This is a genomic window from Paenibacillus dendritiformis (assembly GCF_945605565.1).
Taxonomy (GTDB): domain Bacteria; phylum Bacillota; class Bacilli; order Paenibacillales; family Paenibacillaceae; genus Paenibacillus_B; species Paenibacillus_B dendritiformis_A.
Genome location: NZ_OX216966.1, coordinates 2,542,325 through 2,558,977 on the forward strand (window position 1 = coordinate 2,542,325; position 16,653 = coordinate 2,558,977).

Sequence of the window (16,653 nt, forward strand, 5' to 3'; positions counted from 1 at the left end):
CTTATCGGACAGCCCCTCGATTTCTGTGGATTAAATTTTGAGAATGCCGCCTTGGCTGGCATTCGTCACGAGCTTGGAATAGCGGGCCAGATAGCCGGTCTTGACCTTCGGCTCGAACGGCTTCCACGCCGCGCGCCGCTGCTCAAGAACCTCGTCCGGCACCTGCAGCTCGATTTTGCGGTTCGTCAGATCGAGCTCAATGATATCGCCGTCTTCCACGAACGCAATCGGTCCGCCTTCGGCCGCTTCCGGCGAGATATGGCCGATGCTGATTCCGCGGGACGCTCCGGAGAAGCGCCCGTCGGTAATGAGGCCCACCTTGGCGCCGAGACCCATGCCGACGATCTGCGACGTCGGGGCGAGCATCTCCGGCATGCCGGGACCGCCCTTCGGCCCTTCGTAGCGGATGACGACGACATGGCCTTCCTTCACCTTGCCGTTCGCGATTCCGGCCAAGGCCTCGTCCTGGGAATCGAAGCAGATCGCCGGGCCGACATGGCGTCCGCCGACCGACGGATCGACGGCGCCGACCTTGACGATAGCGCCTTCCGGCGCCAGGTTGCCGAACAATACGGCCAATCCGCCTTGTTCGCTGTGAGGATTGGACAAGGTGTGGATGACATCGGTATCCACGATGTCGCAGCCGGCGACATTCTCGCGCAGCGTCTGACCGGTCACGGTGATGCACTCGCCGTGAAGGGCCCCTTCCTTCTTGAACAGTTCATTCAAAACGGCGCTGACGCCGCCTGCATTGTGCACATCTTCAATATGATAATCGGAAGCCGGCGCTACCTTGGCCAGATGAGGCACGCGGGCCGCCACTTCGTTAATCCGCTCGATCGGGTATTCGAATCCGGCTTCGCGCGCGATAGCGAGCGTATGCAGGACCGTATTGGTCGATCCGCCCATCGCCATGTCGAGCGCAAAGGCGTTATCGATAGCTTCCATCGTGACGATATCACGCGGCTTGATGTCCTGCTCGATTATGCTCATGAGCTGGCGGGCCGACTGACGGACGAATTCCCGGCGTTCCGGAGATACGGCAAGAATGGTGCCGTTGCCCGGCAAGGCGATGCCAAGCGCTTCCGCCAGGCAGTTCATCGAGTTCGCGGTGAACATGCCCGAACAGGAGCCGCAGGTAGGGCAGCCGTACTGTTCCAGCTCCATCAATCCCTTGTCGTCAATCTTGCCTGCTTGATAGGCGCCGACACCCTCGAACACGCTGGACAAGGAGATCGAACGTCCGGAAGAGTCTTTGCCCGCCTTCATCGGACCGCCGCTGACGAAGATCGTCGGAATGTTGACGCGCAGCGCACCCATAATCATGCCCGGCGTAATCTTGTCGCAGTTCGGAATGCAGACCATTCCGTCGAACCAGTGGGCGGAGACGACCGTCTCTACCGAATCGGCGATAATCTCGCGGCTTGGCAGCGAGTACCGCATGCCGATATGGCCCATCGCAATCCCGTCGTCGACCCCGATTGTATTGAATTCGAACGGCACGCCGCCCGCTTCCCGGATCGCTTCCTTGACAATCTTGCCGAATTCCTGCAAATGGACGTGTCCGGGAATGATGTCGATATACGAGTTGCATACCGCAATGAACGGCTTGTCAAAATCCTCTTCCTTCACGCCCGCTGCACGCAGCAGACTGCGGTGAGGCGCACGATCGAAGCCCTTCTTAATCATGTCTGAACGCATTTTCTTTTTGGCTGTCATTCTGTGTGAACCTCCATCTCTTGCTACCCGACTGCCGGGATTGGAATGATACCTCTCATAAGTGCTTGAGTATTTCTATAGAGTCTATCACAACTGACTTTCTTTTTCTAGCGGTTTAAAGCGTCACTGAGCGCTTGCGGCCAAGCCGGAGCGGGTTCGGGTGAAGCGCGGCCGCCCTGGGGTGCCTCCTAAAAAGAGAGAAAATAAGAGAGAATCGTTCGCCCTCCCCCGGAATATATTAGCGGTAACTTGAGCAGGCCCGGCGGCAAGCTGACGAAAAGGGGGAGAGAGCATGGACAGTTCCGAGCGCAACGGGAGCTACCGGGACGAGAACCGGGAAGCGGCACGAGCGGCCGCCGCCGGCACGCCGTTCGCCTGCCTCGATCTGGATGCGCTGGAGCATAATGCGGGCCAGGTGCTTAGGCTGAGCGGACAGAAGCCGGTGCGTCTGGCGACCAAATCGCTGCGCTGCGTCCAGGCGGTCAAGCATCTGCTGACGCTGCATCCCCGCTTCCAGGGCGTCATGTGCTACCATCCACAGGAAGCGGCCGCCCTCCTGGAGGCGGGCGTCTCCGACGTGCTGATGGGCTATCCGACGCTGGACCGGCCGGCCTTGGCCCGCTTGGCCGGATTGCGCCGCCAAGGGAAGGAGATCGTCCTGATGGCGGATGACGGCAGCCAGCTGCGGGCCGCCGAGCAAGCCGCCCGCGAGCAGCAGATCTGCTTCGATATCTGTCTCGATATCGACATGTCCTCCGCGTTCGGCGGCCTCCACTTCGGCGTGCGCCGTTCGCCGCTGCGCAGCGAAGCTTCCGTGCTGGAGCTGGCGGACGCGATCCGCCGCTCCCCGCATCTGCGGCTGGCCGGCGTGATGGGCTATGAAGCGCAGCTGGCGGGCGTTCCCGACGCGAAGCCCGGGCAGAAGCTGATGAGTGCCGCCATCCGCTATGTGAAGCGGCGCTCTGAGGCGGAGGTGGCGGCGCGCCGGGCGGCGATCGTCCGCGCGCTTCGCTGCGAAGGCCACGAGCTCCGCTTCGTGAACGGGGGCGGCAGCGGCAGCCTGCGCTTCACGGCGTCCGACGAGTCGGTGACGGAGCTGACGGCCGGATCGGCGTTCTATGCGCCGGCGCTGTTCGACGGGTACGCGGATCTGACGCTGCGGCCGGCGGCCGTCTTCGCCCTGCCGGTGGTGCGGGTGGCCGCACCCGGCATCTATACCTGCTTCGGCGGAGGGTATATCGCGTCCGGCGAAGCGGGGGCGGACCGATTGCCGCAGCCGATCTGGCCCCCCGGCGGGCATCTGCTGCCGCGGGAAGGAGCGGGGGAGGTGCAGACGCCCGTCCGTTACCCGGACGGTGCAGATCCGCTGCGGCCGGGCGATCTGATCTGGTTCCGGCATGCGAAGGCCGGAGAGCTGGCGGAGCGGTTCCGCGAGTTCGTCGCCGTCAAGCAGGGAGCCTGCATCGGGACATGGGCTACGTATCGCGGAGAAGGGTGGTGCTTCGGATGAAGCAGTGGCGCAATTGGGCGGGCAATGTCCGCTGCGAGCCGGAACGGTGGTGGGAGCCGGAGGGTGAAGCGGACGTGGCGGAGCTGCTGCGGGAAGCGCAGCGGCAAGGCCGCAAGGTGCGCATCGTGGGGTCCGGGCATTCGTTCACTCCGCTCGGGGAGGCGGAGGAATGGCTCGTGCGGCTGCCGCGGATGACCGGTCTGGTGCAGCTGGACGAGAGCGCCCGCACGGTGACGGTGCGGGCCGGCACGACGCTGCGCGAATTAGGCGGGCGGCTGCTTGAACGGGGCTGGGCGATGGAGAATCTGGGCGACATCGACCGGCAGACGATCGGGGGCGCGGTCGGGACGGGAACCCATGGCACGGGGAGCGGCTTCGGCAGTCTGTCCACCCAGGTGACCGCGATCCGCGCCGTCCTGGGGAACGGCCGCATCGCCGAAGTGAGCGAAGGAGATACGGGAGAGAAGCAGGAGATGTTCAAGGCGCTGCAGGTCTCCTTCGGGACGATCGGCATCATGACCGAGCTGACGCTGCGGATCGTTCCCGCGGAGAGGATGCGGCTTGCCAGCTTCCGCTCCACCTTGGAAGAGACGCTGGAGAGGCTGGAGGAATATCGGAGCGGGAACCGCCATTTTGAATTTTTCTGGTTTCCTTATTCCGGCGGGACGCAGGTGAAGACGATTAACCCGACCGACGCGCCGGTATCGAAGCGCGGAAGATGGAAGGAGTGGAGCGCCTACGCGGTGGAGAACGGCTTGTTCTGGGGGATGTCGGAAGCATGCCGCATCGCTCCGCGGCTCAGCGCCGGAATCAGCCGCCTGTCGGCGCGCTTCGTGCCGGTAAGCGACGAGGTCGGCCGGGGGCCTCGCCTGTTCGTTACGCCAAGGCATGTCAAGTTCATGGAAATGGAGTACAGCGTGCCGGCCGCCGCGATGCGCCCCGTCCTCCTGGAGATGAAGCGGCTGTTGGAGCGGCGGCGGTATTCCGTCCATTTCCCAATCGAATGCCGGTATGTCAAGGGGGATGATATGTGGCTGTCGCCCGCCTACGGCCGGGACTCGGCTTACATCGCGCTTCATATGTATAAAGGGATGCCTTACGAGCCGTATTTCCGCGACATGGAGCAGATTCTGCTCGCCTATGATGGTCGGCCGCATTGGGGTAAATGGCATTCCCGGACCGCTGCGCAGTTGGCTGGCATGTATCCGAAATGGAAGGACGCCGCCCGCATCAGGGAAGCGGCGGATCCGCGAGGCGTGCTGATGAACCGGTATGTGGCGCGTCTAATCTCGCCAACCGCCCGGTAAATGAGAACAGCGCCCCGCTTCAAGCGTACGGGGCGCTGTTGGTAAGGTTAACCCTGCTTCATGCCGCGATGGAATACCGACATGCGGTGCCAGCCTCCGATACCGTTCCAATGCGGTTCGATAATCGGGCGGCATAGCGACCGTACGGCCGGCTGCGCGAGCAGCACGGTGCAGGCAAGCGAAGCCAGAATCAGCAGAACGGCTTGCGGGCCGGTCGTAATATAATGGTACAGTCCGGAGACGACAAGCATCCGGATGATGAGGCCATGGAGCAAGAACACGTACAGCGTCCGCCGCCCCAATCCGGTAATCCAACCGGCATGAAGGGGCACCCAGGCCAAGAACGCGACGGATGCGACAATCTCCAGCGCGTATATGAACAGGCGCATCCCGATGGCGTACCATGGGGATTGCTCCAGCCAGCCGAGCTCGCGGAACGTCATATGGTTCATCAGCCATTCCGGATGGAGCGCGTTCGGCCACAGAAGAAGCACAAGCAGCAATCCGGCGGACAAGCCTGCGGCCAACGGCCGGAAGCGGGAAGCGGCGAACCGCTGGAAAGCATCGTCGCGGAAGAGGTATCCAACCGCGAAGAAGGGTAAATAGACCAACGTCCGGGACAGACCGAGCCAGGCTCCGTCTATCGGGAGAAATCCCGCGGCAATGCCGATGATGGCCGCCAGGATGACCGGATGGCGAACCTGCCAACGGGTGAACAGCATCAGGATGGCACGCCAGATCAAATGTCCGATCAGGAACCACAACAACAGGTACGGAATGAAGAACGAGTGCTTCATTCCCGGGACGTGGAACAGCGTGACATCAAGCAGCGAATATAGCGATTGAAAAATGACATACTGGATGCCGATTTGCTTCATCACGGCCCAGCCCGCACGGCCGTTCAGATTGCTGCGGGCGAAATAGCCCGTGACGAAGACGAACAACGGCATATGAAACGTAAAAATCCAAACGAACAAACCTTTTAGCTCGGGCATGGTGCCGATGAGCGGCTCAATCGCATTGGCGACAAACACGCATACAATGAGCATGAACCGCAAATTCAATCCGAAGGTCTCTCCACTCCTTAAGGACACGGCCGACTTCAACCCGGAGGAGGCTTGATTCCACCTTCGCTCCTGCATTGTCCTTCCCTCCTACAACTCCTGCCGCGCATCGATTTGTCTATGTTGGCTGCGGCTTTATGTTTACGATGTAAACGTACCATAGGGCCGATTCCGGGATTGTGATTTACATCACATAAAACGGGATGAAAGCGTCGTCCACTTTTGACAGAATGGCGAAAGTTCCTGCGCAAGCTTAGACAGCGCCCGGCAATTCAAGTAACATACAGGAGAGATGCCAGATTGAAGCAATATTTCATTCAAAGGGGAGACAGGAACGATGTCGAAGGAACATCCCAACCGCAGATCGAAGCTTCTGCGGGCCTATATTCCGAATCAGCACGGAGCGTGGGCGATGCTCATCATTCCGTTCGCTGCGGGCATGTTCGCCAGCAAGCCGCAAGCCATTCACGCCTGGATCGGAATCGCCTGGCTGGCCGCCTATTGCGGATCGTTCGCCGGCCTGCAGTGGATCAAGACCGGACGGGCCATCGTATATCGAGGCCCGGTGATTGTATATGGCGCCGCGTGCGCGCTCGCCGGGAGCGCCGTATTGGTGATGCGGCCGGATATTTGGTGGATGGGCGCCGTCATGCTGCCGTTGCTGCTGCTGAACGCGGCGTTCGCCAAGCGGAATCGGGAACGCCATCTCGTCAACGATTTTTTGGCCGTCCTCCAATTTTGCTGGATGCTCCCGATTGCTTTCGAAGCAGGCGGGGGAACGGATTGGAGCCTGGCGTGGCGGGCCTTTGCCGCTTGCTTGCTTTATTTTGCCGGAACGATATTTTATGTGAAGACGATGATTCGCGAGAAAGGGAGCCGGCTGTACTATGGCTTGTCCGTCGGCGTCCATATCGTGGCCGCGGCAGCCGTGGGCCTCATGCTTCCCCTGTGGGCCGCTCTTCCGTTCGTGGCGCTGTTCCTGCGCGCGGTCTGGATGCCTGGCCAGAAGGTAACGATCAAGCAGGTCGGCATTGCGGAGATCGTCTTCAGCATCGTGATGGCGATCCCGTTAATCGCTGTGATCACTCCGTAGTCTGTCGTATCCGTTCCTTAATAAATGACAGGTTGGCCATACCGTCGGCCGTTGACGGTATGGCAAAAAACGGATTATGATAGAGGACAAAGCCTCATGTTATACAGAAGGAGGACACGGCATTATGAAAGCGCTGTCAATAAATGTCCCGGAGGTCGTCACGTTCGGCGAAGCGATGGCCTTGCTCAGCTCCGCGGACACGAGGGGCTTGGAATATGCGCAGACGGTGATGAAATCGTTCGGGGGAGCGGAGAGCAATGTGGCCATCGGGCTGGCCCGCCTCGGACACCGGGCAGGCTGGTGCGGCCGTCTGGGCCGGGATCCGCTCGGCCGGCACATCGTCAAGGCGATTCGCGGCGAAGGAGTGGATGTGTCCCGCGTCGAGATGGCGCCGGATGCGCCGACCGGACTGATGATGAGGGAACTGGTCGCCCAGAAATCATCCGTTTATTATTACCGCGCGGGCTCTGCGGCAAGCCGCATGACGCCGGGGCATCTGGACAAGGACTATATCCGCTCGGCCCGGCTGCTTCATGTAACCGGGATTACTTGCGCCTTGAGCGAGAGCTGTGCCGAGACGGTCTATGAAGCGGTCGCCGTCGCGAAGGCCGCCGGCGTGAAGGTGAGCTTCGATCCGAATCTGCGGCTGAAGCTGTGGACGATGGAAGCCGCCCGGGAGAAGCTGCTGCCGCTGGCGCGCGAGGCGGACTACTTCCTGCCGGGACTGGACGAATTGAAGCTGCTGTACGGCACCGAGGATGAGCAAGGCATCTTCCGGCGCCTGTCCGAGCTGCCCGGCATCAGCATTGTCAAAGGCGGACCGGGCATGAACTATGTCGTTCAGGGGAGCCGCATCGACGAGGTTCCGTACGAGCTGGTGGAGCATGTCGTCGATACGGTCGGCGCCGGCGATGCCTTCTGCGCCGGATTTCTGTCCGGCATACTGCAGGGGGCCGATGCCGTGGAGGCGGTTCGTCTCGGCAATATCACCGGCGCGATGGTCGTGCAGGCATTCGGAGATTGGGAGGCCTTGCCGACGGCCGAGCAGTTGCAGGCGGTATTGAACCGGGCGGTGCATATCGAACGGTAGGCGGCCGCCGCAGGGCCGCGGCCCGTGATCGCCATGCGGGCTCATAGCCCGGAAGCATAGACGCCGTAGAGGGCGCAGAAGGGAGAATCATCACGATGGATAAGATTAGAGTGATTCAGCAAATTCAAGAGCATGGCGTTGTCGCCGTACTGCGGGGAGACTCTCCGGATGAAGTGGTGGAGATGGCGGGACAAGCCATCGAGGGCGGCATCCGCATTATTGAGGTGACGATGACCGTTCCCCATGCGCTCCATGCGATAGAGCAGCTGCGGAGAATGTATTCCTCGAAGTCCTCCAGCAGCGATCGCTTCGCGGTCATCGGCGCTGGCACCGTGTTGGAGCCGGTTACGGCCCGCTCCAGCATTTTGGCGGGGGCTGAGTTCGTCGTCGGTCCATCGCTCAACCCCGAGACGATCACGATGTGCAATCTGTACCGCGTGCCCGTTCTGCCGGGTGTCATGACGATTGCGGAAGTGCAGCGCGCACTCGAGCTGGGGGTTGATGTGGTGAAGCTGTTCCCGGGCAACCTGTATGATCCGTCCATCATCAAGACGATCAAAGGCCCGCTGCCGCAGGCGAACCTGATGCCGACCGGCGGCGTCGATGTCCACAATCTGGGCGATTGGATTCGGTCCGGCGCGTTTGCCGTCGGGATCGGCTCGGATTTGACCAAGGAAGCGAAAGCGTCCGGCGATCTTGCTCTCGTCCGCCGCAAGGCAGAACAGTATATGGAGGCATTCCGCCGTGCGAAGGAGCAGATCGCCCGCGGATAAGCGAATCCCCTGTCTGTCCGGTACCGTTGGAATCCGGGCGGAGAGGGGGTTTTGTTTATTGGCGCCAGAGACAGAAGGCGGCCTGCGGAAGCAAGGGAAGAGTGGCCGCGTCTCGAGCCGGGCGGAATCTGAAGTTCCTAAATTGCTTCGCCTAATTTGGATAGCGCTCTCATCAGACTCACTACGATTTCGCATCCTGTGGACAAATTCATTGCAACCCTTAGACGCTGCCGAGAGGTGATGAGGTCATGCCCCCTCCAGACACCGTCATAACGGAAGCCGGCTTCGGCTTCCCATCCCCCCTCTTGGCGAGGCCCCTCTTCCGGCGCGGTCATAGAACGTTCATCCCCTGGAGGCATATGACGTCCGCCTGCCGCATACAATATGACACCCGCGATATATAAGTCTGCATGTACATACGGAAGAGGCATCGCTGTGCCGGATGCGCCTCCCTCCTGAGTGTACTTTTTTCCTGTCACAAGATGTCCATTCGGCTTTCGGCCGCCTGTGATCAATGTCATACCTGCCGGCCGGCTTCCCATATAACCTGTATTCAACCACGTCATATTCAGACCGGTTACGAGACTAGCCAGCAGGAGGTCTGTCCCGCGAGACAGGCCGTCCTCATCCGAATCTGGCCCCGTCCCCTGGCGTGCTTCGCCTAGCAGCGGGAGCGGGGGAAAGGAGATGAAGCATTTCAATGGTCAACCTGCCCAAAGTCAATGAACTCGGATTTTATGAAATTCGCTTGGAATCGATTGGAGGCCTGGGCGCGAATCTGGCCGGCAAAATGCTGGCCGAAGCCGGCGTCACGGGAAGCGGATTGAATGGCGTCAGCTTTTCCTCCTACGGCTCCGAGAAGAAAGGATCTCCCGTTAAAGCGCATATCCGCTTCTGCCAGCCCGAGACCCGCATCCGGGATACGACTCCGGTCGAACGGCCCCATATTGTCGGCATCTTCCATGAAGCGCTGGCCAAAACGGTCCATGTCACGAACGGAATCTACCCCGATAGCCTGGTGCTGGTCAATTCCTCGTCCGATCCGGCGCGTCTGAAGGATAAACTTCGCCTTCCCTGCGGCACGATAGCGGTAGTCGACGCGATCGGGATTGCCTTGGAGGAAGGGAACCGGGTTAACATGGCGATGCTGGGCGCTCTGTTCCGCCTGTGCGACTTCCTGGATGCGGAGCATATGAAGGGCGTCATCCGCAAGTCGCTGGAATCGAAATACCCGCAAGCCGTCCAGCCTGCGCTGAACACGTTCCAGCGCGGGTACGACGAGGTTGTCTTCCAGACGTTCGCGCTGCCGGAGGGAGAGACTCTCCCCGGGCCGGTCCGCTGGGATACGCCGACGCTGGGATATGAGACCCAGCCGATCGGCGGGACGGTTATCAATCCGGGCAACTCCGTGCTGAAGGATCTGAGCATTTCCCGAGCGGGCATGATGCCGCACTTCTTCGAAGATAAATGCATTCATTGCGCGGCCTGTGACAATGTATGCCCCGACTTCTGCTTCGTCTGGGAGGAGAAGCCGGACAAAAAAGGCCGGCTCCATATGTTCCTGCAAGGAATCGATTATCAATATTGCAAAGGCTGTCTAAAGTGCGTGTATGCCTGTCCGACCGAAGCGCTGTCGAGCGAACGGGAAGAGGAAGGGTATGCGGATGCCCATCGAATGCCGCACCGGTTCGCATTCGCGAATGCAGCGCAGCAGTAACCGGCGGGAAAGCGCGCAGGCAGACAATGCGCATCGGCGCACGCTTGCTTCCGCCGTAGCGGGCGGCATCCGGAACGGCATGTCCGATGGAATGCATGTGAAGGGACCGCCCATGACAGTATGAATGGTAAGGGGGAAGAGAATCCGTGGCAATCGAGTATGATAAGGAAGCCATGCCATCCCGCGTGGAGCAGCGCATGGTATACGAATCGGGCAATGAGATGGCCGCCTATGCCGCCCATCAGATCAACTATCACATTATGGGCTATTATCCGATCTCGCCGTCTACGGAGGTCGCCCAATTCCTGGACTTGATGAAGGCGAGCGGGAAGCATGACATTAAGCTGATTCCGGCCGATGGCGAGCATGGCTCCGCCGGAATCTGCTATGGCGCCTCGACGGCCGGCGGACGGGTGTTCAATGCGACGAGCGCCAACGGCTACCTGTACATGCTAGAGCAGATGCCCGTCCAATCGGGGACGCGCTTCCCGATGGTATTGAATCTGGTCTGCCGCTCAGTCTCGGGGCCGCTCAACATTCACGGCGACCATTCCGATCTGTATTTCGCTCTCAATACGGGCTGGCCGATCCTGCTCTGCCGGGATCCGCAGGCCGTGTATGATATGAACATGATGGCGATTAAGCTGGCCGAGGATCCGGAGGTTCGGCTGCCGGTGATGGTCGCGTTCGACGGCTATTTCACTTCGCATCAGAAGCGGCGTGTTCAGACCTTCGCCCGCCGCGAGGACGTGCAGCGATTCATCGGCGAGCAGCCGGTGAGGGGGTTCGCGGATACGCTCGATCGGAACAATCCGATCACCGTCGGCCCGTATATGAATGAACCGGATTACATCAACAACTGCTATCAGCAGTCGATGGCGATGTACAAGGCCGGAGAGGTGTTCGATCGCATCCGCCGGGAATATGCGGAGCTGACCGGACGCGATTATCCGGTGCTCGATCTGTACCGGATGGAAGACGCGGAGGTCGCCGTCTTCCTGCTCAATTCCGCGGCCGAGATTATTAAGGATGTCGTCGATCAGCTGCGGGAGCAGGGCATCAAGGCGGGCGCCGTCTCGCCGAATATGATTCGCCCGTTCCCGGCGAAGGAGATCGCCGCCGCGCTGGCCGGCGTCAAGGCGGTGACCGTCGGTGACCGCGCTGATTCGTACGGCGGCCATGGCGGCAATATGGTGAACGAGGTGAAGGCGGCGCTCTTCACGCACGGCAACCGCGATACGCTCGTCATCAGCCGCATCTACGGCCTGGGGGGCAAAGACTTCTATGCCGAGGACGGCCATGCGATGTTCCGGTGCGCGCTGGAGGCGGCTGCGGCCGGCGCTGTCGCGCAGCCGTTCGACTATATCGGCCATACGCCGGGCGACCCGGCCGCCGCGCCGAAGCGCGTGCTGGAGCCGATGAAGTATGAGGAGCTGAATACCGGCCTTATTACGGTGAAGCAGGTTGAGGAGACGGGCAAGCTGAACGTGCGGATTCCGCCGCTGCGGCAGCTGACCAAGAAGCCGAAGCGGATCGCGCCGGGTCACGGGGCATGTCCGGGCTGCGGCATCTTTTCGGGACTGGAGCTCTTTTTCAAAGGGATCGAAGGGGACATCGTCGCTCTCTTCCATACCGGCTGCGCGATGGTCGTGACGACGGGATATCCGTATTCCTCGCATAAAGCGACCTATATTCATAATCTGTTCCAGAACGGGGCCGCCACGCTGTCCGGCGTCGTCGAGATGTTCTGGGAGCGCAAGCGCCGCGGCGAGCTGGACGCGCTGAATCTGCCGGACGACTTCACGTTCGTCATGATTACCGGGGACGGCGGCATGGATATCGGCATGGGGCCGGCCATCGGGGCCGCGCTGCGCAATCATAAAATGATCATTCTCGAATATGACAATGAAGGCTACATGAATACGGGAGCCCAGCTGTCCTATTCGACGCCGATCGGGCATCGGACCTCTACCTCCAATGTCGGCAAGGCGCAGACGGGGAAGATGTTCCACCACAAAGATACGGCGCAAATTATGGCCGCGACCCATATTCCGTATGTATTTACGGGAAGTGAGGCATTTCCTCAGGACCTGCTGAAGAAAGCGGCGAAGGCCCAGTGGTACGCCCGCAACGAGGGGCTCGTCTACGGGAAGATTCTCATTACGTGCCCGCTCAACTGGCTGTCCGAGGATCGGGCGGGCACCCAGATCGTCCAGGCGGCCGTCGACTCCTGCTTCTTCCCGCTGTATGAAGTGGAGCGCGGCGTCACGACGATAACGTACGACCCGGAGGAGAAGAACAAAAAAATTCCGCTCCTCGACTGGCTTACGATGATGGGCAAGACGAAGCATCTGGCGAAGCCGGAGAACGCGGAGCTGCTGGGCGTATTCGAGCGGGAGGTCGAACGGCGCTGGAGCGTGCTGCGGGCGAAGCATGCGCATCCTGATTTGTAAGCGAAATATAGAGATAAGAAGACAGGGCGGGCTTCCGTAAGGAGGCTTCGCCCTGTTCCGGTTTATTCGCATTTCTCGTTCGGAAGGGCGGAGGCCTCTCTGGGGTGGGGGAGGCTCGTTTCCTTTTCCTCCCGTCCTCGTTCGGCTATACTGGTAAGGATGAAGAATTGTTAAGGGGGGCCGATGCGAAAATGAAGATCGACATGTTGGATGCGGACGGCCAAGCCCATGCCGCCGAGCTGGCAGACCGGCTGGGCCGGAGCCGTTACACTGTATTTTTTGGCGGGGCCGGGACATCGACGGAGAGCGGAATCCCTGATTTTCGCTCTGACCGGGGACTGTTCTCGGCCGGAGAAGCGGAAGCGTTCGCGTATCCGCCCGAAATGATATTGAGCCGATCCTTCTTCGAGCGGGATCCGGTGACCTTTTACCGCTATTACCGGGCGAAGATGCTGCACCCCGGCGCAGAGCCGAACGGAGCGCACCGGACGCTGGCCAAGCTGGAAGAGGACGGGATCGTGAAGGCGGTCGTCACGCAAAATATTGACGGGCTTCACCAAGCGGCAGGCAGCCGCGAGGTGTGCGAGCTGCACGGCTCGGTGCACCGCAACCGCTGCATGGCATGCGGGGCGGAGCATGATCTCGGCATCGTCGCGGAGAACAAGGATCCGATTCCGCACTGTCCGGGCTGCGGGGGCATGGTGAAGCCGGATGTGGTGCTGTATGAGGAGGCGCTGGATGAGGAGGTTATCAACCGCGCCGTGGAGCATATCCGGCGGGCCGACCTGCTGATCGTGGGGGGCACCTCGCTGAATGTCATGCCGGCGGCCAGCTTCGTCCGGCTTGCCGCCGGGGCGGATATCGTCATTGCGAACCGGACGCCGACGAGTATGGACTACCGCGCGGCTGCCGTCTACCGGGAACCGATGGGCGCGCTGTTCGAGGCTGCATACGAGATTATGGCTCATCGAAAGGGGTAAGGCATCATGTGGATGATGGGAATCGACCTGGGCACGACGAACCGCAAGGTCGGCCTGTATGAAGATAACGGGCGGCTTGTCGCCAAGACGAGCCGTCCGACCCTGACGGAGGATAGCGGGGAAGGCTATGTCATCTATCAGCCGGAGGCGATGTGGAACGATGTCGCCGAGATGATTCGCGAGCTGACGGACGCGCATGCGGACAAGCCGGTGTCCTGCATCGGCATCACGAGCATGGCGGAGAGCGGCCTGCTCGTCAACCGCAGCACCGGGGAGGTGCAATCCCCGCTGCTGCCTTGGTTCGAGACATGCTCGGCGCCGCATGCGGAGCGCATCCGGAAGGAGGGCACCCCATTGGAGCTGTTCCAGCGGACCGGGCTGCATCTGTCGTTCAAGCACGGTCTCGCGAAGCTGCTCTGGCTCCAGGACCGCGACCCGGCGATGCTGCGGGACGCGGGCTGGCTGTCCGTCTCCGGCTATATCGCTTACCGGCTGACCGGGGCGATGGCCTTCGATCCGTCGCTCGCCACGCGCACCTTCGCCTACGATATGCGGCAGAACGGCTGGGATGAGCCCTGGATTCGCGGCTTCGGCCTCGATCCGGCCATCTTCCCCGACGTGCTGCCGAGCGGCACGACGCTCGGGACAGTCCATCCGGAGCTGGCTGCCCGGCTCGGGCTGAGCGGCGGCACGAAGGTCGCCATCGGCGGGCACGACCATGTCTGCGCGGCGCTGGCGGTAGGAGCCATCGAACCGGGGGATGTGTATGTCTCGATGGGGACGGCCGAGACGCTGGTCGGTACGATGGCGATGCAGCCGCTTGGGCAGGCCGAGTTCGAGACCGGCCTCTCGTACGGCTACCACGTCGTGCCGGGCTGCGGCTTCTGGATGGGAGGCAACGCCTCCTCCGGCGGGGCGGTCGAATGGATTCGCCGCCTGCTGGCCGATGAGGCGCTTGCCTATGAGCAGATACAGGAGATGACCGCAGGCATCAACGACGGGCCGGGCGAAGTGATGTTCTTCCCGTATTTGTCGGGCAGCGGAGCGCCCCATCCAAATTCGAAGACACGGGCCGCCTTCGTCGGCCTGGAGAAATCGCACGGCAAGGCGGAGCTGCTGCGGGCCGTGCTCGAAGGGACGGCTTACCAGCTCGAAATGATCCGGCAGAGCGCCGAGCGCACGTCCGCCCATCCGATTCGGCGGATGAATGCGGTCGGCGGCGGCACGCAGCTGGCAGCCTGGCTGCAGATGAAGGCGGACATCGCGAACAGCACGCTGCTCGTGCCGCCGATTGAGGAAGCGACGATGCTGGGAGCGGCCTGCGCGGCTGCGCTCGGCGGGGGTCACTTCGGGAGCGCGGCTGAGGTGCGCCAGGCGCTGCAGAGCCGCGGCGTGAAGGCGTATGAGCCGGACGCTGAGCGGCATGGGCAGTACCGCCAGGCATATGAAGGGCTGTATGTGCCGATGGCGGCGCATTTGCGCAGCCTGAACAGATAATGCGATGTGGAACGAGAGCCGCAGCTGCGGGCGTTGTTTTTGCCGCGGGCTGCGGCGTTTTTGCGCGTGGAATGGCGCTGGGGAGCAGGTTAGGCTCGGGAGAAGGTTAGATGCGAGAGGCGAATGGAGAACGGGAGGCACGGGATTGGGGAAGAGGTGTGGGGCAAAGGTAAGCAGACAAGGGTTGCTGCTCTTTGCTCTTTACATGACTCCCCCCTCTGGTCAGGGAGCGCGAGTTAAGGGGCGGCAGCTTGCGGGAGGTCTGAGCTTCGGGAGCATGCAGTACGGTGGCAGGGACAAGCGGAGCTGCCGGGCTTACGGCTTGTCCCTGGCCACTGAAGGAGCCTATCCCCGCGAGCTGTTGCCGGAGTCTCCCGGCGGGGAGAACTTGGACCGGTACGCTGTCGGGGATTGGTCATAGAAGCGGCGGAATTGCCGGGAGAAATAAAGCGCATCCGGGATGCCGACGGAGGCGGCAATCTGTTCAATGGTCAGATCCGCGCGCTCGCGCAGGAGCTGGCGGCCTTTGTCGATCCGCAGCTTCAGCAGGTAGGTGACCGGCGTCATCTCAGTCACGCGCTTGAAGATGCGGGACAGATACGCCCGGCTGTAGCCGAGACTGTCCGCGATCTGCTCGATGGACAGCGGATAGGCGTATTGGGTGGACATCATGTGAATCATCTGCCGCACGGTATGCTCGATCTCGGACTCGGGCTTCAGCCGCTGCCCGGCTTCCGGTCCGGCCTGGCGGTCCGCATAATCGGACAGGATGAGATGGAGGCAGCCGAGGGCTGTCAGATGGGCGGAGGAGCGCCGCAGCTGGAAAGAGGCGCGGATGCGCTCCATCCATTCCGGCGCCTCCGAGTCGGGTCCGGCATGGACGACCGGACTCCCGGAGGCGAAGCCGGCGGCGCTCACCAGATCGGCCGCCCCTTCTCCCTGGAACGCAATCCAGCGGTAGTGCCAGGGCCTGTCCGCATCGGAAGCATAGCTGACAAGGCGGTTCGGCGTGATGAGGAAGGCATCGCCCGGTCCCAGCTCGTACGTGACGCCTTCGCTCGTGAACGTTCCGCATCCGCCCATCACGTGATGAAGCAAATAGTAATCGACCAGCTTCGGGCCGAGCTTATGAGACGGCCGGGTCTGGCTCTCGCCGGAAAACAAGACATGAAGGCCCCGGCAGCCGGCTAGCATCGGATTGGAGGCGACGGTGTATGTCTCTGGCGCGGCCGCTCCAGTCAACTCCGCGGCTGAGACCGGTTGGGCCGACTGGCCTGGGTCAGCATGGTCTGTCATGACATGTCCTCCTTCTTCTAGTTCACGCAATCTTCTCGGTGTTGAAAACCGGCCTTCTTGAACACGTATTATAAGCATTATATCATAGTCCATGATGGAGGTCATATTTATCCATATCATGCGCACATCACTGTATTACATACCCGGCTCGGAT

The 16,653-nt window shown here is 61.4% G+C and carries 13 protein-coding genes; 10 read left to right on the forward strand and 3 right to left on the reverse strand.

The features are described from left to right. Nucleotides 1-30: 30 nt before the first annotated feature. On the reverse strand, nucleotides 31-1,719 hold the full coding sequence (ilvD, locus tag NNL35_RS11115; RefSeq protein ID WP_040731293.1) for a dihydroxy-acid dehydratase: 1,689 nt from the start codon (nucleotides 1,717-1,719) through the stop codon (nucleotides 31-33). Nucleotides 1,720-2,011: 292 nt separating this feature from the next. On the opposite strand from ilvD, the gene NNL35_RS11120 reads away from it, so the two are divergent. Both NNL35_RS11120 and NNL35_RS11125 read left to right on the forward strand, forming a co-directional pair. Further along, nucleotides 2,012-3,229, forward strand: a complete 1,218-nt coding sequence (locus NNL35_RS11120) for an alanine racemase (protein ID WP_006676978.1) — start codon at nucleotides 2,012-2,014, stop codon at nucleotides 3,227-3,229. After that, nucleotides 3,226-4,536, forward strand: coding sequence for a D-arabinono-1,4-lactone oxidase (locus tag NNL35_RS11125; protein ID WP_006676979.1), 1,311 nt, complete (start codon nucleotides 3,226-3,228; stop codon nucleotides 4,534-4,536). Before NNL35_RS11120 ends, NNL35_RS11125 begins: the two co-directional genes overlap by 4 nt. A gap of 47 nt (nucleotides 4,537-4,583) precedes the next feature. Here the strand turns inward: NNL35_RS11125 and NNL35_RS11130 are convergent, their stop codons facing one another. Continuing rightward, nucleotides 4,584-5,678: an acyltransferase family protein gene (locus NNL35_RS11130; RefSeq protein WP_006676980.1), complete on the reverse strand. Its 1,095-nt coding sequence runs from the start codon at nucleotides 5,676-5,678 to the stop codon at nucleotides 4,584-4,586. A 259-nt stretch (nucleotides 5,679-5,937) separates the two neighbouring features. Here NNL35_RS11130 and NNL35_RS11135 point away from each other — a divergent pair, with 259 nt between their 5' ends. From NNL35_RS11135 to NNL35_RS11170, 8 genes are all read left to right on the forward strand, one after another. Further along, a complete protein-coding gene (locus NNL35_RS11135) occupies nucleotides 5,938-6,693 on the forward strand; it encodes a YwiC-like family protein (protein ID WP_006676981.1) in 756 nt (251 codons plus the stop codon). A gap of 124 nt (nucleotides 6,694-6,817) precedes the next feature. Beyond that, complete coding sequence (locus tag NNL35_RS11140; RefSeq protein ID WP_006676982.1) at nucleotides 6,818-7,783, forward strand: sugar kinase; 966 nt, start codon at nucleotides 6,818-6,820, stop codon at nucleotides 7,781-7,783. Nucleotides 7,784-7,878: 95 nt separating this feature from the next. After that, complete coding sequence (locus NNL35_RS11145; RefSeq protein WP_006676983.1) at nucleotides 7,879-8,556, forward strand: bifunctional 2-keto-4-hydroxyglutarate aldolase/2-keto-3-deoxy-6-phosphogluconate aldolase; 678 nt, start codon at nucleotides 7,879-7,881, stop codon at nucleotides 8,554-8,556. Nucleotides 8,557-9,256: 700 nt separating this feature from the next. Then, on the forward strand, nucleotides 9,257-10,273 hold the full coding sequence (locus NNL35_RS11150; RefSeq protein ID WP_006676985.1) for a 2-oxoacid:acceptor oxidoreductase family protein: 1,017 nt from the start codon (nucleotides 9,257-9,259) through the stop codon (nucleotides 10,271-10,273). Continuing rightward, complete coding sequence (locus tag NNL35_RS11155; protein ID WP_254553369.1) at nucleotides 10,257-10,397, forward strand: hypothetical protein; 141 nt, start codon at nucleotides 10,257-10,259, stop codon at nucleotides 10,395-10,397. Before NNL35_RS11150 ends, NNL35_RS11155 begins: the two co-directional genes overlap by 17 nt. A 22-nt stretch (nucleotides 10,398-10,419) precedes the next feature. Next, nucleotides 10,420-12,726, forward strand: a complete 2,307-nt coding sequence (locus tag NNL35_RS11160; RefSeq protein ID WP_006676986.1) for a thiamine pyrophosphate-dependent enzyme — start codon at nucleotides 10,420-10,422, stop codon at nucleotides 12,724-12,726. Nucleotides 12,727-12,917: 191 nt separating this feature from the next. Beyond that, nucleotides 12,918-13,706 carry an NAD-dependent protein deacylase gene (locus tag NNL35_RS11165; RefSeq protein WP_006676987.1) on the forward strand — a complete coding sequence of 263 codons (789 nt, stop codon included), beginning with the start codon at nucleotides 12,918-12,920 and terminating at the stop codon, nucleotides 13,704-13,706. A gap of 6 nt (nucleotides 13,707-13,712) precedes the next feature. Continuing rightward, entirely contained in the window at nucleotides 13,713-15,203 is a 1,491-nt protein-coding gene (locus tag NNL35_RS11170; RefSeq protein ID WP_006676988.1) for an FGGY-family carbohydrate kinase, read from the forward strand. A gap of 345 nt (nucleotides 15,204-15,548) precedes the next feature. Here the strand turns inward: NNL35_RS11170 and NNL35_RS11175 are convergent, their stop codons facing one another. Further along, a complete protein-coding gene (locus NNL35_RS11175) occupies nucleotides 15,549-16,499 on the reverse strand; it encodes an AraC family transcriptional regulator (RefSeq protein ID WP_006676989.1) in 951 nt (316 codons plus the stop codon). Nucleotides 16,500-16,653: the final 154 nt, after the last annotated feature.